General features: G+C 71.6%; 11 protein-coding genes. 5 read left to right on the top strand and 6 right to left on the bottom strand.

All coding sequences use genetic code 11. The annotated features are described in order from the left end of the window. Positions 1-55: 55 nt before the first annotated feature. Entirely contained in the window at positions 56-292 is a 237-nt protein-coding gene (locus WMF39_RS25150; RefSeq protein ID WP_437739017.1) for a hypothetical protein, read from the bottom strand. Between the two features lie 1,112 nt (positions 293-1,404). Here WMF39_RS25150 and WMF39_RS25145 point away from each other — a divergent pair. Continuing rightward, positions 1,405-2,895 (top strand): DUF1592 domain-containing protein, encoded by a 1,491-nt coding sequence (locus tag WMF39_RS25145; RefSeq protein WP_437739016.1) that lies wholly within the window; start codon positions 1,405-1,407, stop codon positions 2,893-2,895. 14 nt (positions 2,896-2,909) lie between these two features. Beyond that, positions 2,910-4,286: a DUF1552 domain-containing protein gene (locus WMF39_RS25140; protein WP_437739015.1), complete on the top strand. Its 1,377-nt coding sequence runs from the start codon at positions 2,910-2,912 to the stop codon at positions 4,284-4,286. Between the two features lie 297 nt (positions 4,287-4,583). Here WMF39_RS25140 and WMF39_RS25135 read toward each other — a convergent pair whose 3' ends face one another. The 3 genes from WMF39_RS25135 to WMF39_RS25125 all read right to left on the bottom strand — a co-directional run bounded on the left by WMF39_RS25135 (position 4,584) and on the right by WMF39_RS25125 (position 8,863). Beyond that, positions 4,584-5,276 carry a hypothetical protein gene (locus WMF39_RS25135; protein ID WP_437739014.1) on the bottom strand — a complete coding sequence of 231 codons (693 nt, stop codon included), beginning with the start codon at positions 5,274-5,276 and terminating at the stop codon, positions 4,584-4,586. A 294-nt stretch (positions 5,277-5,570) separates the two neighbouring features. Continuing rightward, on the bottom strand, positions 5,571-7,163 hold the full coding sequence (locus WMF39_RS25130) for a non-reducing end alpha-L-arabinofuranosidase family hydrolase (protein ID WP_437739013.1): 1,593 nt from the start codon (positions 7,161-7,163) through the stop codon (positions 5,571-5,573). 185 nt (positions 7,164-7,348) lie between these two features. After that, positions 7,349-8,863 carry an endo-1,4-beta-xylanase gene (locus WMF39_RS25125; protein ID WP_437739012.1) on the bottom strand — a complete coding sequence of 505 codons (1,515 nt, stop codon included), beginning with the start codon at positions 8,861-8,863 and terminating at the stop codon, positions 7,349-7,351. A gap of 1,258 nt (positions 8,864-10,121) precedes the next feature. On the opposite strand from WMF39_RS25125, the gene WMF39_RS25120 reads away from it, so the two are divergent. The 3 genes from WMF39_RS25120 (at position 10,122) to WMF39_RS25110 (ending at position 13,776) form a co-directional block, all read left to right on the top strand. Then, positions 10,122-10,922, top strand: a complete 801-nt coding sequence (locus tag WMF39_RS25120; protein WP_437739011.1) for a hypothetical protein — start codon at positions 10,122-10,124, stop codon at positions 10,920-10,922. A gap of 110 nt (positions 10,923-11,032) precedes the next feature. Then, positions 11,033-12,154, top strand: a complete 1,122-nt coding sequence (locus WMF39_RS25115) for a hypothetical protein (RefSeq protein WP_437739010.1) — start codon at positions 11,033-11,035, stop codon at positions 12,152-12,154. Positions 12,155-12,342: 188 nt separating this feature from the next. Then, positions 12,343-13,776, top strand: a complete 1,434-nt coding sequence (locus tag WMF39_RS25110) for a sigma 54-interacting transcriptional regulator (RefSeq protein ID WP_437739009.1) — start codon at positions 12,343-12,345, stop codon at positions 13,774-13,776. A gap of 50 nt (positions 13,777-13,826) precedes the next feature. On the opposite strand, the gene WMF39_RS25105 is transcribed toward WMF39_RS25110, so the two are convergent. Both WMF39_RS25105 and WMF39_RS25100 read right to left on the bottom strand, forming a co-directional pair. After that, entirely contained in the window at positions 13,827-15,554 is a 1,728-nt protein-coding gene (locus WMF39_RS25105) for a hypothetical protein (protein WP_437739008.1), read from the bottom strand. Positions 15,555-15,615: 61 nt separating this feature from the next. After that, complete coding sequence (locus tag WMF39_RS25100; RefSeq protein ID WP_437739007.1) at positions 15,616-19,608, bottom strand: protein kinase domain-containing protein; 3,993 nt, start codon at positions 19,606-19,608, stop codon at positions 15,616-15,618. Between the last annotated feature and the right edge of the window lie 20 nt (positions 19,609-19,628).

Below are 19,628 nucleotides of genomic sequence, written 5' to 3'. Positions count from 1 at the left end.
CCTGCGCGAGGAGCGGAGAGGGCGAGAGCAGGGCGCGGCGCCTCAGAAGGCGTCGTCACGGTGCTTCGCCTCGTGCTCCACCCTGCACAGAGCCGTCCTGATCCAGCCCCTGTATCGGACAGGCACTCTGTCCTTTGTCGCCGCAGCTGAAATCCTTCCCTTCGGCAACCGATGCGCGGACGTTTGCCGTCCCGCCCGCGGCCCACGCTGCGCCCGCAAAGCCGCCTGCAAACCCGAAGGCAAAGCCAGTGCCGACGCTCATCATCACGGCACCCATCAGCTTCACGCTCATCCACATCCGATGTCTCCTGATCAAGGAAGGGGCAAGCTCAGCCGCATGATCGCAGCTCGGAGACGGATTGTGATCGTTCACATGATGGGGGTCAATCAAAATTGACCGGTGCGCAGCCCTCCTCGGCCTCGATCGATACGTGGCGGCGGCCGGCGATACGTGGCGGCGGCCGGCGATACGTGGCGGCGGCCGGCGATACGTGGCGGCGGCCGGCCGCGGCGCCCGCGTGAGCTGTCACACGAGCTTGGCTTGTGCGAGATCGTGGGTTCCGGGGAGCCCGGAGGGGGCTCTTGCGCTGCACCGGCTCGGCCTCGACCCGGATGCGCCCGGCTCTGGAGCACCCCGCCAGCGTCGTCCTCCCTCGGGCTCGAGGGGGCCCGCGCGCCCGTCGATTGGCGTTGACTCCTCGGATGTGATCGTTCACATTGCGCTCAGGGGCGTCCTTTTGCTTCGCCCTCGGTGGGGCCTCCTGCGCGCCGAGATCTTCGTCTTCTTGATCGGTCCCGGTCCCGGTGCCGATTCCGTTCGCTCGGCCGTCGCTGAAGCGATTGCCAATCGATGGTGCTTGGTGTCTCGCCAGAGGTGATCACCAGAGGCCACGACAAGCCTTGCTGATTCGATGGCTGTCGTGAACCCCTAGGTGCTGTTCGCTGGAATTTTCTTGGGAGTCCGGCGAAGCGGCCGGATGGCAACTTCGGGGGCGGCGTGACCTATGTTGCGGCGGGCTATGCTCAGCCCCTCCTCGGACGCAGCAGTGTCATCACACAGGCCCCGTCCTGGTTCTGGTGCTCCAGGCTCCATCACGCCGGGCGAGATGGGCTCCGTGATGCGAGCGCCTGCTCTGAGGCATGGTCGCGAGATGTGGGTCCCCGCGCGTCGTCACCCCCCTTGCATTATCGGAGAGCAAGATGAAGAAGCCGTCATGGCACGAGCTCCGTTTCTCGAGAGAAGTGGCCGCAGTTTGCGCGCTCGCGTTCGCTGCCGCGTGCACGGGCGCGCTGGGTGACCCGACGGAGGGCCCTGGGGAGTCCTCTTCCTCTGCCGGGGGAGATGGAGCGTCGACGGGCTCGGACCCGCCGCCGTTCCAGCCCGCGGCCGGGATGCTGCGCCGTTTGACGAGAACGCAGTTCCGCAACGCCGTGCGCGACATGTTGGGTGTCGAGGTCGATATCCACCAGCTCGACGCCGACAGCTGGAACGGGAACTTTGCTGTCGTCGGCGCCGCGACGGTCGTGACCTCGGAGCGAGGCGTCGAGCAGTACCACGCGGCCATCGAGGGCGCCGTCGACGCGGTGTTCGCCGATCCCGCGAGGCGAGACCAGTTCATCGGCTGCGCGCCCAGCGGCGCGGAGAACGACGCTTGCGTGCGTGGTTTCATCGAGGCGCTGGGGCTTCGCGCGTGGCGCCGCCCGCTCGAGGCCGCCGAGGTCGACCGGCTCGCGGCCGTCGCCACGAAGGCCGCGGCCGAGCTCGAGAGCGCCGTCGAGGGGACCCGCTGGGCGACGGTGGCCCTCTTCACGTCCCCGAACTTCCTGTATCGCCCGGAGCTCGGCGCTCCGAGCGCCGACGGGTCGCTGCGCTTGACGGGCTACGAGATGGCGTCCCGGCTCGCGTTCCTTGTGTGGAACAGCCTGCCAGACCAGGAGCTGCTCGACCAGGCCGCGAGCGGGGCGCTCGGAACGGTGGAGGGGATCCGCGCGGCGGCGACGCGGCTGCTCGAGGCGCCCGCCGGGCGCGAGGCGGTCGGCGCCTTCGCCGAGGAGTACATGCGGCTCGATCGGATCAGCACGCAGGCAAAAGACACGGCGCTCTTTCCTGAGTATAGCCCCGCGCTGCGAGCGGCGATGGTCCGCGACATGCGAGGCACCTGGGAGGTCCTCGCGTTCGACGATCGAACGAGCGCGCTCGACCTGTTCTCGACAACGAAGGTCGTCGTCAACACCGAGCTCGCCCAGCTCTACGGTCTCGACACGGCCGGCCTCGGCTCGGGCGCCTTCGAGGTCCGCTCGTTGCCCGCGGACGGCCCGCGCATCGGGATCCTCAGCAAAGCGGGCTTCCTCTCGCAGTTCGCGAACCAGAAGGAGGGCTCTCCCACCTTGCGCGGCAAGTTCATGCGCGACGCCCTCATGTGCACGCCCATCCCGCCGCCCCCAGGCGACGTCGCCCTCGAGCTCCCGGAGCCGCCTGCGGACAAGCCCCTCACGAAGCGTCAGCGCCTCGAGATCCACCGGACCAAGCCGGCCTGCGCCGGCTGCCATTCGTACATGGACCCGCTGGGCCTGCCGCTCGAGACCTTCGACGCGATCGGCCGCTTCCGCACGACCGACCACGGCCTGCCGATCGACCCGAGCGGCGAGTTCGACGGGGTGCCGGTCGCCGACGCGCGCGCGCTCGGCGTGACCCTCAGCTCGGACGCCTCGGTCGCGGAGTGCCTCGTCCGCAAGTACTACACGTATGCAGCGGGTCACGAGGAGAGAGACGTGGACGAGCGCGTGCTGGACGCGCTGACCGCCTCGTTCGAAGGGTCGGGGTACAAGCTGCGCGAGCTGGTCCTCGACGTCGTGACCAACGACGCTTTCTCGTCCGTCGCCCCTCAACCCTGATCGCAGGTACCCCAATGACGAACAAAGCTTTGAGCCGACGAACTGTTCTCCGGGGCATGCTGGCGACGGGCGCCGCCGTCACCATCCCGCTCCCCTTGCTGGAGATCATGCTGAACGAGAGCGGCACGGCGCACGCTCAGACGAAGACGCCGGTGTCGCCGCTCTACGTCACGTGGTTCTTCGGGAACGGCACGCTTCCCGGTCGCTGGAAGCCGACGCGCACGGGCTCCGGTCAGGCCTGGGAGCTCAGCCCCGAGCTCCAGCCGCTCGCGGATCTCAAGTCGTACCTCACGGTGATCAGCGGCCTCGAAAACAAGCTCGTCGTATCCGGCGTCGAGCACCCCACGGGGTCGGCGGGGGCCACGACCGGCGCGCCGCTCAGCGGGAACGCCGTGCGGGCCGCTTCCATCGACCAGGTCGTCGCGAACGCCATCTCGGAGGGGGCGCCGTACCGCTCTCTCGAGGTGGGATTGACGCCGGCGACGCCGGGCGGCCCTCAGGACTCGCTGCATACGGTCTCGCACAGGGGGCCGAACGCGCGCAACAACCCGGAGTTCGATCCGAAGGCCGTGTTCAATCGATTGTTCATGAACGGCTTGCCCGAGCCCAGCGACGACGGCGCGGAGCAGGCCGCGAAGCTCGCGAACGTCCGGAAGAGCGTGCTCGACTCCGTCCTGCAGGACGGCGCGAGCCTGAAGCAGCGGCTCGGGGCGGCCGACAGGCATCGTATCGAGGAGCACCTCGAGTCGATCCGCGCCATCGAGCAGCGCCTCGAGACCATGCCGTCCGGCGGCGGCGCGACGGCGGCGTGCAAGAGCCCGACGGCCCCCACCGCCGGCAAGGACTCGCAGAGCGAGGCGCCCCCTGCGGTGAACGCCGCCATGGTCGAGCTCTCGGCGCTCGCGCTCGCCTGCGAGAGGACCCGCGTGCTCTCGTTCATGTTCTCGCTGCCCGCCGCGCACGTCTACTACCGGCACCTCGCGCAGGACATGAACGACGACTTTCACGACACCATCTGCCACGGAGATGCCGGGGATCAATCGAGCCAGCCTCGCGTCGACAAGGGCGTGATGTACACGATGCGCTGCCTGAACGAGTTCTTGACGAAGCTCAAGAACACGCCGCACGGCAGCTCGAACCTGCTCGACAGCTCGCTCGTGTACGTCACGTCCGACACCGCGTGGGGTAAGGTGCACACGAGGACGGAATGGCCGGTGCTCTTCGCCGGGAAAGCCGGAGGGCGGCTGCGCGGCGACGAGCACCGCAATTTCCCCGGCGACAACCTGAGCAAGGCGCTCCTGACGGTCGCCCAGATCATGGGCTTGAACGTGACGGAGATCGGCGTCGATGCGGGGCGGGTCACGTCGCCGCTCGCGGGCATCCAGGTCTGAGCGCGGCGTCGCCGCGTCTGGAAGAGGCGCTCGGCAGGCGCTCGCCGACCTGCCCGCGCCGCCCATCGTCCACGGATCGAGGACAACCCACCTCGCGATCGAGCGGCCGCTGCGCCTCGTCTAGACCGACGAAGCGAGGCTGTCCGAAGGTCTGAGCCGCATTCACACCACGTTCGTGGCGCCGCGTTTGGCCCCGATGCGAGGACGAACGGGTCCACCCTTTCGCCCACGTGCGCGGTTCACGTCAACGTGACGGAGGGCTCGCTCGATGTGCCGTTCGTCAAAGGCGAGTGAGGCTCACCGGCACGGGAAGTCGTCGAAGCGGCCGCAAACGGATAGGTCGGTGCGGCCAGCGCCTACGGATAGATCCCACGCGATCGCCGAAGGCGTCCCGACGTATGGCTCGATCGTCAGCGTGCCAATGAGGGGATCGGGCTGCAAGCCCCTGGCGGCCAGCGCCATGCCGTGCGGCGTCTCGACACCGAGCGTGAACGTTCCCGGTTGCCCGTCCCACCTCACGATCCCGAACACGAGCACATCGTCCAAGACGTCCGCCGCGGGCAGACAGCCGGAGCCCCTCGGCGAGATCTCCACGAAGAGCGTCGAGTCGGCGGTCTCGTCGCCGCAATCGATATAGCTGTAGACCCGATCGGGCGGCACCGTCCAACCGGGTGATGAGGACGAACTGCTTGTATCGCTGCTTCCGCCGCCTGGCGCTGACGTGCCGCCGTCGCCGTCGCCGCCGCCGCCGCCGTCGCCGTCGCTCGCGCGATGGCCGTCCTCGCGAACGACGACGGTGCTGTCACAGGCGCTCGCGAAGAGGAGCGCACCCAAGAGGACCACCCACACCATGAGGGCCATCTTAACACGCGCGAAGGATCCCAGCGAGGGGCGCCCCGCAGGCTGTGGCTGTGGGGTGAAGGGGGCGATTTCAATGAGTGAAGACGTAGTTGATTTGGCGTTGCTTTTCCCGGAGGTGGTGGAGCGCATAAGGAAATGTTCTCTCGGCTACAGCGTGGCTGTACGAGACGCGAGCAGCAGCGAGGGCTTCACTTCTCGGAAGCCGTTTGCTGTGGAGCACCGAACAGGTTGAAAGTTCCCTGTGTTCAATGCGTTGCGAGGCCCGACCGACCTGCCGGGAAGCAAGCTCCAAGAGAAAGGAACGCGGGAAAGAGGGGTACCGGTAGAGCAGCGGGCGGCCGGCGTTTCCGCCGGCTCCCCGCTGCGCTACCGGTTCGTCTTCCCTTCTATTGATTCTCTCGAGACTCCGACGTGAACAGTGTTCTAGCGAACCGCCTTCAACAGGCCGAGGCGGTACGGGAGCTGCGAGTATTCGCCGCCCGAGCTGGGGTTGCGTCCCTGATACAGGAACTGCAGATTGCAAGTGTCGATCGTCGCGGTCTCGTCGTTGCCATCGCGCACCAGCTCGCCATGGCTGACGTCGTCGCTCCAGTCAGCCACGCCTGGCGCGTAGGTGACGTTGTTTTGACCTGCGAACGGCGCGTTCCAGGTATGCGCGAGCGGGGTCCACGCGCCGTCGAGGCGATCCGCGGTGAATGAGCGATAGAACCTGGCGCCCGTCGGGCCGATGGCCTCGATCAGGGTCAGGTACTTGTTCATGCCCTTGATCTTGTACGTGGAGCTCCCCTCGAACAGATTGTTACGATTCGAGTCCTGAAGGGCGATCGAGACCGGGCCGAATCCGTTCGGGAAGTTCTGCACTGTGGTCTGGCTGCGGTACATCCGGCCGTCGTCGCCGGTGAAGAAGAGGTAACAGTTGGCGCTGTCGCAGATCACCCAGTAATCGATGGGCAGGCTGGGCATGCCGGCGGGCGTGGACGCGAAGAAGTTCTGGGGCCTGGTCCAGGTGTCCGGCCGGCTCGGGTCGCTGGTCGTGGAGAACTGCGGCGGCTGCGATTGATAGATGAGGTACCACTTGTTCTGAGGCCTGAAGAAGAACATCTGCGGCGCGCACCGATAGCCGCTGAAGCCAGGCGTGCGATCCATGTAGTAATGCGATGCGGACGCGGCCTGGGGCCAGTCGGTGAAGTTCAGGTAAGTCATCTGCCAGTTGCCGGCGGTGTTCGCCGTGGTGGCGTAGATGTGCCATCGATCGTTGAAGAAGGAGACCGTCGGATCCTTGATGGACACGATATTGTGAGTCGCGTCGGACTTCGGGCTCACCAGCGCGCCGCTCGACTGCCAGCGGAAGGTGGTGGGCAAGCCGCACCCTTCGCCGCCGCCGCTGCCGCCGGTGCCCCCCGTGCCGCCGGTGCCTCCCGTGCCGCCGGCGCCGCCGGTGCCGCCGGTGCCAGTGCCCGAGCTCACGGGCGTGATCCGGAATTGCTGGTTGGTCCCGCCGTTCGATGTCCATTGAATCACGGCGGTGCCGTCCGCGGTGCCGCGGCCGTAGACGTCCAGGGACTTGCCGCTGTTGCGTGCGGTGAGGCGCACGACGCCGCTGGCGACGTCCGTGAAGGACCACTGCTGGTTCTCCCCGGTCCAGCAGGAGTATTGCTGGATGCGGGCGCCGTCGCTTGTGGAGGCGCCCGCGACGTCCATGCAACGGTTGCTGTTGACGTTGCGGATGCGATAGTAGCCGCCGCCCGCCGATTCCATGCGGAACTGTTGCCGCGTCGAGCCGTTGCAGCTGGCGATCTGCAAGGCGGCTGCGTCCGCGGTGCTGCCTCCGGCCACCTCGACGCATTTTCCACTCTGGACGCCGACGATCGTGTAGGTCGCCGCGGTGTCGATGGTGACGCTCTCGGCGAGCTCGTCGAACTCGGGGCCGTCTTCATCGAGCTGCTCAGCGGAGACGCACGCGGCCGTGGCGGCGAGCGTCGTGAGCAGCGACCATCGTCTGAATCGGATTCTCATCATCATCCCCTCTGTTCAAAGGCATACGAAGCGGGAAGCAAGAACCATGGGAAGGCGCCCGGGATCGGCCGCGCAAGCGCTGGCCTTGCGGGTCGACTCCGTCGATCTGCGACCGAGCCGACGAGCCTGCGCGGCGATCTCCGGGCGCGTGGATCTCCGTGAACCGCGCGTGAGCGCGTCCGGCGTCAGCGCCCCAGGTAGCCCATCAGCCAGGACATGGCGGGCCGCATCTGGCCGCTGCTGCTCATGAGTCCTGAGTTGGCTACCCACGTCTGGCCGCTGATGTACCCCCACAGCGTGATGCCTTTCACGCTCGGATGGTCGTAGAACATGGGGAACTGGCTCTGCATCACGTTGAGCTGCTGCGTGTCGTTCGCCAGGTTGATATCGTACTCGGTGATATAGACCGGTAGGCCGGTGCCGGCGAGTCGGTCGAGGAAGCCCTTGACGGTGCTCGTGTTGAGCTTGTACGCGTCGTGAGCCTGAGCTCCGATGCCGTCGATGGGAGCCCCCGCCGCCCGGATCCGATTGACGATATTCAGCGTGTTCTGATTGTCACCGCTGTACTCGATGTTGTTGTAGTCGTTGAGCAGCAGCTTGGCGTTCGGGCAGTACTGCCGCGCCCACTTGAACGCTTGCACGATCCAGTCGTAGCCGCTCGAGCCCGCGCCGCCGAGGGCGTTCATGTACGACGGGGTGGTGTGCGGGGGCGGCTCGTTCACGACGTCGATGACGGCGACGTCCGGGTAGCGCTGGCAGAACGCCTGGATCCACTCCTCGACCTCTGCGCGTTGCTCGCTCTGCGACAGATTGGCGATCCAGCCCGGCTGCTGGGCACCCCAGATCAGGGTGTGGCCCTTGTAGGGAATGCCCTTCTGGCGAGCGTAATCCCGGACTCGGTCCATGCCGGCCCAGTTCATGACGTCCCGCGTGGGTTCGACGGAGCCCCATTTGCCCTCGTTCTCCGGGCTGATCTGGTTCCAGTACCGGGACAGATCCGCTCGCACCTGCCCGCCGGTTGTGATGTTGCCGACGAACTTGCCGCCTGCCCCGCCGCCTCCGGCGCCGCCGCTGCCGCCGGTGCCGCCGGTGCCGCCGGTGCCTCCCGTGCCGCCGGCGCCGCCGGTGCCGCCGGTGCCAGTGCCCGAGCTCACGGGGGTGATCCGGAATTGCTGGTTGGTGCCGCCGTTCGATGCCCATTGAACCAAGGCGGTGCCGTCCGCGGTGCCGCGGGCGTAGACGTCCAGGGACTTGCCGCTGTTGCGTGCGGTGAGGCGCACGACGCCGCTGGCGACGTCCGTGAAGGACCACTGCTGGTTCTCCCCGGTCCAGCAGGAGTATTGCTGGATGCGGGCGCCGTCGCTTGTGGAGGCGCCCGCGACGTCCATGCAACGGTTGCTGTTGACGTTGCGGATGCGATAGTAGCCGCCGCCCGCCGATTCCATGCGGAACTGTTGCCGCGTCGAGCCGTTGCAGCTGGCGATCTGCAAGGCCGCCGCGTCCGCGGTGCTGCCTCCAGCCACCTCGACGCATTTTCCACTCTGGACGCCGGTGATCGTGTAGGTCGCCGCGGTATCGATGGTGACGCTCTCGGCCAGCTCTTCGAACTCGTAGCCGTCTTCATCGAGCTGCTCGGCGGAGATGCACGCGCTGAGCGCGATCGTCGTCAGCAGGGTCCAGCGTTCAAATCGCATTCTCATAAGGTTCTCCTGTACTTAAGCGGGAATGTCGTAGTGGCGTGAAAGCGGCCCCTTCGACGCGTAGATAAGTTGTTGAGTTGGCGTCGCTCTCCCGTGGAGCCGGATCACATGGAAAGATGTTCTGTCAACCCAGGGCAGCTCCCGCAGTTGGGGCTTGACGTCTCCGAAGCGTTTGGATCTCCTTCTCCCCCCCGACACGCCGGTCGAGGTGTGCCTGGTCGAGCCGGTGTCGGCCGAGTCGAGCCCCGCGCGCGGGTCGTCGTCGGACGTGCCGACCCCCCTCGGGGCGGCGTCGTCGCCGGCGCTGGGGCTCAGCGCGCCGAAGAGCTCGGTGGAGATCGAAGTCTCATGGATCAGCCCACTGGCCCGCGTGGCCCGTTCTCGTGGAGATCTCAGTGCGCATGACCACCCTTCCGATGCGAAGCAAAAGAATACCGACGAGTGCCAATGTGAGCGCTCACATCTCCGATGTCAATCGCCGATGGCGGTTGCGTGAAGACGACTCCTTCGATTCATGGGTAAGTTGTTGATATGGTGTCATTTTTTTCAGGGAGGCCGGATTGCGTGGAAAAATGTTCTGTCGATCCAGGGCAGCTTCCGCAGTTGGGACTTGACGTCTCCGGAGGGTTTGGACTTCCCTCTCCGCCCCTCCACATTGGACTTCCTTCTCCCACATCGGGTGTCCCTCGTTCCCTACATTGGAGTTCCTTCTCCCCCAACGAGCGCGAGCTGCGCCGCGCGCAGACGCCGCTCGTCCCGTGGTGCCGGGCCAGCCGCTCGTTCACGAAGGCGAGCGGCGCGGTGAGCCGCGCTTCGTTTCACGGGCCTGACGCGGTGGTGCCACGTCGTCCTGGTCACGTGGTGGGCTGTCGCCGCCGGGGGGCGGCGCGGGCTGCGCCGTATCACCCCTGTCACAGCTGACACGTGCCACACCGGTCAGTGTGGCAGGCACCCGGCCGCCGCGCGTGTGCGCGCCGGCGCTCCCGGAGGAGGGGGTGTCCTCTGGGCGGTAGGGGACAGAGCGCGAGATTCATCGGACATGGCCGCGTGTCGCGCGATATCGCGGCGTGTCATCGCTGCTGGCCCCGGTCTTGCCATGTCCTGCAGTGAAGGCCGCCGCGACGCGCTGACGAGCCGACACGCCCGCGGGGTGGCCCGCGGGCGCGCGGCATTCGTCGTGATCGAGGGTGTGTCGCGCGCCGGCCGCCGCGCGGGCGCGAGCCCGCGCTCAACCCACGTAGGACCTAGGAGAATGACCATGACCTTGAATTCGATGCTCCGTGATGTCTCGATGGCTCGCACCGCCCGCCGCGCCGCGGCCCTCGCGCTGGGGCTCTGCGCCCTCGGCGGCTGCGCCGCGGGGCAGGAGCCGGCGGACGAGGCGGTCGAGGAGGGGCTCGCCCCGATCACGAGCCTGCAGCTCTCGAACGGCGCCGAGGTTCATTTCTACGAGCCGGAGGAGGGCCGCGTCCTGGCCTTCACCACCGGCGAGCTCGACGAGTCCATGGAGCGGCTGCCCCCCGTCGCGCTCTACGAGGCGCTCTCGCGAGAGGCCGCGCCGCCGGCGCTGATCGCGGCGCAGGACCGCATGGACGCGGCCCGGCTCGCGGGCGGCGCGCGCCGCGCCGCGATCGCGCCCGACGTGGACGTGGTCGAGGAGGCGACGCCGGCGCCGGCGCCGGCGCGGCGACCGAGCGCCGGAGAGGAGCTCGGGACCGCCGCGCAAGCCCTGACGGCGAGCGATTTCGTGGCGAGTTATTGCAGCGCGAGCAGCGTCGATTTCGATTATTGCTGGACCGACAGCAGCGTCGGCCGCACGGTCACGGTCAACGGCACCAAGTGGTATCACGCCCACGTGGACTCCACCTCGGGCACGGTCCAGATGGCGGTGTACTACAGGAACATGTGGGGCAACGATGTCCTGGTCTTCTTCCGGACCGTCACGTCGACGGGGGGCGTGTTCTCGTACGAGACAGAGAACAACGATACGTACACGGTCGTCGTCTCGCAGGTGGACCCCGGCAACACCTATCATCTCTCGGTCCACGGCGATCAGTAGGCGGCGGCCCGCCGCGCCCTTCCGCGCGGCGAGCCGCCCAGACGAGATCGGCCGCCCCCGGGCCGGTCTCGCCTGGGCGCACCCTCGCGGGGACGATACCCTGGGCGAGGATGGAGCCCATCTTCGTCCTGATGATCATCTCGGGGATCGCGGGGCTCGCGCGCTTCTCCGCGTACGCGCGCAACGACGCGCGGCGGGCGGCCGAGGCCCGCTGGCGGCTCGCACGGCCCATGTGGCAGCGCGCGGCGGCCCTCGTCGGGGGGGAGTTCCGGTCGGGTCCAGGCCCATCGGGAGACCCGCGGATGCAGATCTCCGTGGTGCTCGACAGCGTCGCGCTCCTCGTCGACCACGACGTCGATCGCAGCGGCGCGGCCGTCGTGCGCTACAGCACCCGCATCACGGGCACGGTGAGCAACCCGTCGGGCCTCAGGCTCCGGGTCAACGAGCAGCAGCTCGACCGGCCGAGCGGCGGGCGTTTCCGGGCGCGGCGGGTGGACGCCGGCGATCCGGCGGAGGACGGCGTCTTCGTCGTGCAGGCGAGCAGCCCGGCGCTCGCGCGCTGGTGGCTCACGCGAGAGCTGCGCGAGGCGCTCCGCGCGGCGACCGAATACCAGCTCACGCTCGAGTCGCACCGGCTGACCGCGATCCGCGCCGGGCTGGAGGACGACGCCGAGAAGCTCGCGAGCGCCATCCGCGCCGCGGCGCTCGTCGCCGGCCGCGGCCGGGCGCTCGCGAAGGAGCTGCGGGCGCTCTCGCAACAGCTCGGCGGGCGCCTCCTGTCCGGCGCCGGGACCACCTCGTCCGGAGGAGGCATGACCATCGAGCTCGAGCACCGCGGCCGGCGCCTCACCGTGGCGTTCGGCCGGGATGGAAGGCGGGGGGCGTTCGGCACGCAGGTGCGCGTCGCCCGCGCCGCGTCCCCGTCGGAGCGGTTCATCGTGAAACGCCGGGCCAGGCGCGGGCCGGACCGGGTGAACTCCGGGCAGCCCGACGACGGCGGCCTGTCGCGGGCGTACGAGGTGCAGGCCGACGCGCCGGACCGGGTGGCGTGGCGCCTGACCGACGAGGTGAGGCGCGAGATCGCCGCGCTCCGCCCGGCGGCCGTCGTGGGCGATGAGGCCGCGGTCAAGCTGGTGTTCGGCTGCATCGAGACGGGGCGCGACCGGATCGAGCGCGCGATCGCCGTCGTCGCTGCGCTCGCGGCGCCCGCGCCGCAGGGGCCCTACCGCTGACGGCCCGGCGAGCCGCCCTGCCAGCTCGGGGCGCTGCGACAGGACGACCAGCGCGTGCGCTTCGCGCGCCTGAGCTTGCTCCACTGGCTGGCGGGGCGTGATAGATCGTGGGCCTGCGGCATGCAGCCTCGGGTCGATTCGCTGGCGCCTCCTCCGTGCGCGGCCTGCCAGGGGCGGAGAGGGGCAGGATGAGCGCGGGTCGGGACGAGCCGTCGACGCTGGTCCGCACCCGGCGGCGCGCCGGCTGCGCCGCCGAGCCGCGGCCGTTCCTTTTTCTCGTCTTGCAGTGCCAGCGGCCGATGGATCCGCCCGCGCGGCTGGCGCTCGACGGGGTCGACGAGGTGCGGTTCGGGCGAGGCCCGGTGCGCTCGATCGACCGGCGGACCGAGGCGGACCGGGCGCTGCTCGACGTGCGCCTCGAGGACGGCTGGGTGTCGTCCCGGCACGCGCGGATCACGCGCGACGGCGGCCAGCTCTGCCTGGAGGACCTCGGCTCGACGAACGGCACCTTCGTGAACGGCGTGCCACGGCGGAGCGCGACGCTCGCCGAGGGGGACCTGATCGAGCTCGGGCACACGTTCTTTCTGTTCCGCGAGGTCGCGGTGCCCGACGAGGCGGCGAGCGACGCTACCCAGGCGGCGGATCCGCCGTTCGGCCTCGCCACCTTCTCGCCCGAGCTGGCCGAGCGCTTCGCCTCCCTCCGGGCCGTCGCGCCCGCGCCCATCCCCGTCGTCCTCCAGGGCGAGAGCGGCACCGGCAAGGAGGTCGCCGCGCGCGCCGTCCACGCGCTCTCGGGGCGGCCCGGCCCGTTCGTCGCCATCAACTGCGGCGCGCTGCCCGAGAGCCTCATCGAGTCCGAGCTGTTCGGCCACAAGAAGGGCGCCTTCTCCGGCGCCGCCGAGGACCGGCCCGGCCTCATCCGCGCGTCCGACCGCGGCACGCTCTTCCTCGACGAGATCGGCGATCTGCCCGCGGCGTCGCAGACCGCGTTCCTGCGCGTGCTGCAGGAGTCGGAGGTCGTCGCGGTGGGCGCGACGCGCCCCGTGAAGGTCGACCTCCGCGTGGTCGTGGCCACGCACCGCGACCTCCCTGCGATGGTCGAGCGCGGCGACTTCCGGGGCGATCTCTTCGCGCGACTCTCGGGCTTCGTGCTCGAGCTGCCGCCCCTGCGCAGGCGCCGGGAGGATCTCGGGCTGCTCATCGCCGCGCTGCTCCGCCGCGCCGCCCCGGACCGGGCCGCGTCGATCTCGCTCGGCTGCGAGGCGGCGCGCGCGCTCCTCCTGCGCGAGTGGCGGCTCAACGTCCGCGAGCTGGAGAAGTGCCTGGCGACCGCGATCGTGCTCGCCGGCGGCGGCCGGGTGGAGCTCGACCACCTGCCGCCGCCCGTCGTCGTGCCGCGGAGCAGCCACCCGCCCGAGGCCTCGAAGCCCGACGCCCAGCCCGCCGAGCGCCAGCGGCCCGCCGAGGAGGACCAGCAGCGGCGCGAGGCGCTCATCCGCCTCTTCCGCGAGCACCGCGGGAACGTCAGCGCCGTGGCGCGGGCGATGGGGAAGGGGAGAACGCAGATCCACCGGTGGATCGCGCGTTATGGCATCGAGCCAGGCGACTACAGGGACGGGTGAGCGCGCGGTGGGTCGGCCGCGCGGCCGCGCGCTGAAGCGGCGGCCGCCGCTCAGGGACAGAGCGGCGGGTTGATGGACAGCGCGCCGCCGGGCAACACCGGCGCGAACGGGGAGAACGGGAAGTCCCGGACGACATCCGACGGGTGGTTGAGAAACACCGTGATCGGATGGCGCCAGGTGCCCCCGCCGCCCGCGCACTGCTGGAAGTCCCTGTCGCCCTCCACGAGCTCCCCGTCGTCGACGGAGCACTGGTCGAGCTGCGGACAGTCCGCCACGAGGTGCGATTCACCGCAGGCGCCGACCGGGGTCGCGACGCAGTCCACCTCGCCCTCGGCGCCGGCGCAGAGGCGTTCCCCCACGTACGCGGCGTGATCGCTCCAGTATTCACCCGTGCAGGCGAAGGCGTTCCGATAGATGGCCTGCCCGGACTCCTCCTCTCTGGGGGCCGGAGCACGCTCGAATTCGCCGTTCTCTTTCACTTCGTTCATTCCCGCCTGGAGCCGGGGGTGGAGGGGCTGATTGCCCCACAGGTTCCCGTAGAACGCGCCCTCGCGCCAGGCGAAGACGTCGGCCTCCGCCGCTGGATACACCGCGTCGCGGAACGTCGCCTCGGCGATGGAGACGGCGCCGGGCGGCGGCGGGGGGCTCGGCCGCGGGCGGCTCGCGACGCTGAAGCGGCGGTGCTTCTGGAGCATCGCGGCGACTCCGGCCGGCGCGGAGAGGCCGGCGCGGCCGCTCGTCCGCGGGCCGCTCATGAGGCTGAAGTAGGCGCTTTGAGGGCAGACGAAGCGGAGCGCAGGCTCGGTGCGCCCGCCGCAGCGCACCTCGCGCGGATCGATGAGATCGGGTGAGCCGGCGTCGCAGCCGCGGATACCGCTGCAGACGCGAAGCACCGTATCGCTGCCGGGCAGCCCGGCGGCGCTCGCCGGGTCGTCGGCGCAGTCGGTCAGGGGCGCTTCGCCGGTCGCGATGAACACGGTCGAGCCCGGGGTGCAGGAGCCGACGTTCTGGGCCGTCCATCCACAGTTGCGCGACGCGCCCTCGGAATCGATCGCGCACCGCCTGAAGCTCGGAATGGTGTCACCGTCCTCCGTCTTCGTCACCACGCGGACGGAGGGCGCCGGCGTGAGGAGCCCCGGCCGGTGCTCCGGGAACGCCTGGCCTCGCAGCGAGACGGTGATCGAGCGGCCCAGGGCGTTCACGAGCGAGAGCATGCACGCCGAGACGAGCTGCTGGCACTTCGCTCCCACCGGGCCCACGGCCCAGGCAGGGCAGATCCCGATCTCGCCGTCGAATGTGAATTCCTTGCCTGTCGACGTGTCGGTATACGACACGCTCTGGCCCCTCTCGAGGGCGCAGGAGACGAGATAGTCCATCACCTCGCGCGTGGGCTCGTGGCGGAGCTGGCGGCGGAGCGCGGGGTAGGGGCCTGTGTCGGCGTAGCTCTCGGTCGCGAGCGGGACGGACACCATGACGGGATTGGCACGCGGGTTCGCGATCAGCGCGTTGCGGGTGAGCGCCTCGGCGGAGAGGCCGTTGCCCCAGACGCCCTGCACCGCGTCCGCGATGGCCGCCACCAGCTCGTTGGCCGACCCGCCGCTGGCCGGCCCGCCGCTGGCCGGCCCGATGGCCGACCCGCTCGATGAGCCGCTCCCCGCGGGCGCCGCGCGCGGCGGCCCGTCGAGCGGCGAGGCGTCGTCGCCGACGCCGGCGCAGCCCGCGCCGGCGCTGGCGAGCCCGAGACAGAACACAAGCAGCCCAGGGATCCGGTAGATCATCACGCGGTCAGGTTCCTTTCTCGTGCTGGCGAGCCGGATCGTCGGTTCACGCTTCGCCGCTCTATCCCGGCGAGAGGAGCGCGCGCTCGATCTCGTCGAACCGCTGCTCCCAGAAGCCCGCCGAGATCGCCCTTGCGTCCCGCACGAGCGCCAGCGCCTCGCCGGCGGCGCCCGCCCGGAGGGCCGAGAGGGCCGCGCTGTGAAGCGCCTCGGCGTGCTCGTGAAGGATCGCGGTCTGCCGCGCCTCGTCCACGAGCGCGCGCCATGCCGCAGCGTCGAACCGACCGGCCGCCCGGTCGTCCAGAGCCTGCTGCACCAGGCGTGCCAGCGTCCGGGCGCAAGGGGTGAGGTCGGGTTCGGGGAGGCTCGCGCGGGCTTCGGCCAGGTGGCGGGCCGCCTCGTCGTGCTCGCCCCGGGCGACGTGGATGCGGGCGAGGAGGAGGACGTCGTCCGGCGAAGGGCGCTGGTTGAAATAACGCCGCTGGAGGTCGAGGCTGCGGCGCGCGAGCGGGAGGGCCTCGTCCGGCGCGCCCAGCCAGTACCGCAGCTCCGCCAGGTTCAGCGTGGCCCAGCGCTCGAGCTGGGCGTGGCCGAGCTCGCGGGCGAGGCGGACGGCCTCCCGCTGGTCCGCGACCGCGCGCCCTTCCTCCCGCCGCTTCACCCACATGAAGACGCGGTTGATGTACGCGGTGCACAGGTGAAAGACGTCGCCGGCGCGCAGGCAGGCCTCGACGACGGCCTCGGCGTGGCGCTCGGCCTCGTCGAGCCGGCGGGCCATCGAGAGCGACGCGACGAGCACCAGCCGGGCGATGACGTGCGCCTCGTGGTCGCCGACGGCGAGCGCGCCGCGGGCGGCCCGCTCCAGCTTGGGGATCCCCTCGTCGACCCGCTGGTCGCGGCAGTCCGAGCGGCCGCCCGCGAGCAGGCAGCGCGCGTCGAGGCGGGCGTCGCCGAGGCCGGCGCAGAGCTCGGCGGCGCGCGCCGCGATCGCCGCGGAGGCGGGGAAGTCCTCGAGCCAGTCGAGCGCGGTCGCCTCCTCGAGGAGGAGCTCGGCCGCGCGGGCCCGGTCGCCCGCGGCCTCGGCCAGCGCGCGGGCGGCGCGCAGATCGGCGAGCGACTCCTCGAAGCGCTGCAGGCGGTAGCGCGCGCGGCCTCGGCCCGCGAGCGCGCGGGCGCGGGCCCCGGGGTCGTCGCGCTCGAGGAGGCCGGCGAGGCGCAGGGCCGCGGTGAAGCGCTGCTCGGCCTCGACGACGTCGTGCCGGGCGAGCGCCTCGTCCGCGAGCTCGGCGTGCGCCGCCGCCGCCGCGGCCAGGTCTCCCGCGGCGGCCGCGTGGCGGGCGATCCGGGCGCGCGCCCCCGCGGCGCGCGGCGCGCCAAGGAGGCCCTGGAGGACGGCGGCGTGCAGCGCGCGGCGGCGGGCGGGCGGGATGCGCGCCTCGACGGCCTCGCGCAGGAGCGGGTGCCGGAAGGCGTAGCGCGGCGGCGACGCCGAGCGCGCGACGAGCACGCCGGCCCTGGCGAGGCGCGCGAGGCCGACGCCCGGGTCCAGCGCGCCGGCCGGCGGCGGCGCGTCGGTGGCGCGATCCAGCGCCCGCAGGGCGGCCTCGAGCTCGGCCGGGGAGAGGTCGTCGCCGAGGATCGCCGCGCGCTCGAGCAGGTCCACGAGCGGCGGCGGCAGGGCCGCGAGCGCGCGCTCGGCGAGGCGCTCGCCGAGCGGCGCGGCCGACAGGGAGAGCAGCTCGTGCGGCGCGAGCGTCCAGCCCTCGCCGCCCCGGGCGCGCTGGATCGCGCCGCCGACGCGCAGGGCGCACGCCACCTCGACGAGGTCGCGCGGGACGCCGCGCGCCAGCGCGTGGAGGCGATCGAGCACGGCGCGGGGGACGAACTCGACGGGGCGGAGGCGGTCCTGGAGCAGCGCGCCCGCGGCGTCGGCGTCGAGCGGGCCGAGGTCGAGCGCCACGCGGCGGGCGGCGCGCTCCCCGAGCGCCGGACGGAGCGACGCGATCGACGGCCGCGCGGCGAGCACGATCGCGAGGCGCGCCGCGCTGCCCTCGGCCGTGGCGAGCTCGATCGCGTCGAGCGCGGACGCGTCGGCGAGGTCGGCGTCGTCGAGCAGCAGCGCGAGCGGCGCGGCGGCCGCGAGGGCGGCCGCGAGCGCGCGGGCCTCGGCGTGGCGGCGCGCGCCCGGCGCCCCGAGCAGCGGCGCGGCGGCCGGGTCTCCCGGGGCGAGCCGCCCAAGGGCGAGCCCGACGGCCGGCCAGGCGCGCGCGGCCTCCGCCGCGCCGAGCCGCTGGACGAGCGCCTCCCGGGCGCTCGCGTCGCGCTCGCCGCTGGCCGGCAGATCCAGGGCCGCGCGCAGGAGCGCGACGAGCGTCGCGCCGTGCTCGGCCGCCTCTGGCCGGAGCGCCGCCGCGGCGTGCACGGCCGCGCCGCCGGCGTGGAGCGCCGCCGCGAGCGCCCCGAGGAACCGGCTCTTTCCGTGCCCTTCCGCGCCGAGCGCGGTGACGAGCGCCGGCCCGCCGCCGGCGAGCGCCTCCTGCGCCGCGGCGAGGGCCGCGCAGAGCGCCGCGTCGCGGCCGCGCAGGGCGGTCTCGCCGGGCTCGTCGGGGGGCGCGTGGCGCGGTGAGGGCGGGGTATCGCGCAGGCCGTCCGCGAGCGCGCGCCGCGCTTCGGCCGTGAGGATCGCCTGCGGCATGGCGTCCGCGTCGCCCGGGCCGGCCCCCCAGGTCTCCGCGTCCTCGAGCGCAGCGCCTGCGAGCGTGACGCCGTGCGTGCCCTCGCGCACCCGGAGCGGAGCCAGGTGGACGACGAGGGGTGGCTCCGCTGCGCCGGCCGCGGCGAGGCGCTGGGCCACCCGCTCCGCCGCGCGCACGCCGTCGCCTGGTGCGTCGGCGGCGGGGAAGGCGAGCACCATGCGCTCCCCGCGAAAGCGCGCCAGGATGCCGCCTTCGGCGCGGGCGATGTCGACGAGCGCGTCCGCGCGCTCCCGCGTGCGCAGGGCGAGCAGCGCCACCGCCCGGCGCGGGTCGGTGGTGGGAGCGGGCGCGCCGGAGGAAGCCGCGCGCCCTCGGGACGGGGCGACGCGCGCTTCCAGCGACGCCGCGAGCGCGCGCGCCACGTCGCTTGCGCGGGCCGGGCGGGCCTCGGGTTCCTTCGCGAGGCAGCGGAGGACCGCCTCGTCGGCGCCCTCCGGCAGCTGCGCGAGCGACGACGGCGGGTCGGGGCGGCGTGACACGTGGGCCTGCCGCACCTCGGCCGCCTCGCCGACGAACGGCGGCCGGCCGGTGAGCAGCTCGAAGATCATCGCGCCGAGCGCGTAGATGTCGGCGCGCGCGTCGACGGCGCGCGCGCCGAGGCACTGCTCCGGCGCCATGTACGCCGCCGTCCCAAGGATCGCCCCGGTCTGCGTCAGGTCGGGGCCGAGCGCCGCGCGCGCATCGCCGCCGGCGCGCGCCTGCGCGGCCAATCCGAAGTCGATCAGCGCGACCTCCCCGCCCGGCCGCAGCCACACGTTCTCGGGCTTGAGATCGCGGTGCACAAGCCCGGCGTCGTGCGCCGCGTCCAGCGCGATCGAGAGCGCGCGCGCGATCGCCGACGCCTGCTCGATCGGCATCGCGCCGGTGCCCGGCAGGTCCGCGAGGCAGCGCGCGAGCGAGCTGCCCTCGAGCCGCTCCAGCACGAGGAACGGGCCGAGCTCCCCCGAGCGCCCGCGGCCGAGCAGCGCGGGGACCAGCGGCGGCGCGAGGCGGGCGAGCGCCGCGGCCTCCCGCTCGATCCGGCCGTCGTCTTGCCGGCGCGCCACCTTGAGCGCGACGGTGCGGCCGTCGCCCTCGCGCGTCGCCGCGTAGACGCGCGCGAACCCACCTTGCCCGAGCAGCCGCTCGACACGGAACCCTTCGACGAGGAGCCCGGGCACCAGCGGCGGCGGATCCTGCTCGAGCGCCTCGTGCTCGCGCTCGTCGGCGCTCGTCACCGGCGATGAGGCCAGAGGGTGCGCCGGGCACGCGGCGCCGGCCCGCGCTGGGAGGCGGCGATGGCACTCGGAGCAGCGCATGGGGCGCGAGTATACTGGGG

This window comes from Sorangium sp. So ce1504 (assembly GCF_051521635.1).
In the GTDB taxonomy this organism is placed as follows: domain Bacteria; phylum Myxococcota_A; class Polyangia; order Polyangiales; family Polyangiaceae; genus Sorangium; species Sorangium cellulosum_B.
This window is presented reverse-complemented; position numbering and strand designations above follow the sequence as displayed.

Bases quoted from the DNA above. Each gene is read 5' to 3' on its own strand.
- WMF39_RS25150 (WP_437739017.1), bottom strand. From the start codon at position 292: ATGAGCGTGAAGCTGATGGGTGCCGTGATGATGAGCGTCGGCACTGGC.
- WMF39_RS25140 (WP_437739015.1), top strand. From the start codon at position 2,910: ATGACGAACAAAGCTTTGAGCCGACGAACTGTTCTCCGGGGCATGCTG.
- WMF39_RS25135 (WP_437739014.1), bottom strand. From the start codon at position 5,276: ATGCGCTCCACCACCTCCGGGAAAAGCAACGCCAAATCAACTACGTCT.
- WMF39_RS25130 (WP_437739013.1), bottom strand. From the start codon at position 7,163: ATGAGAATCCGATTCAGACGATGGTCGCTGCTCACGACGCTCGCCGCC.
- WMF39_RS25125 (WP_437739012.1), bottom strand. From the start codon at position 8,863: ATGAGAATGCGATTTGAACGCTGGACCCTGCTGACGACGATCGCGCTC.
- WMF39_RS25120 (WP_437739011.1), top strand. From the start codon at position 10,122: ATGACCTTGAATTCGATGCTCCGTGATGTCTCGATGGCTCGCACCGCC.
- WMF39_RS25115 (WP_437739010.1), top strand. From the start codon at position 11,033: ATGGAGCCCATCTTCGTCCTGATGATCATCTCGGGGATCGCGGGGCTC.
- WMF39_RS25110 (WP_437739009.1), top strand. From the start codon at position 12,343: ATGAGCGCGGGTCGGGACGAGCCGTCGACGCTGGTCCGCACCCGGCGG.
- WMF39_RS25105 (WP_437739008.1), bottom strand. From the start codon at position 15,554: ATGATCTACCGGATCCCTGGGCTGCTTGTGTTCTGTCTCGGGCTCGCC.
- WMF39_RS25100 (WP_437739007.1), bottom strand. From the start codon at position 19,608: ATGCGCTGCTCCGAGTGCCATCGCCGCCTCCCAGCGCGGGCCGGCGCC.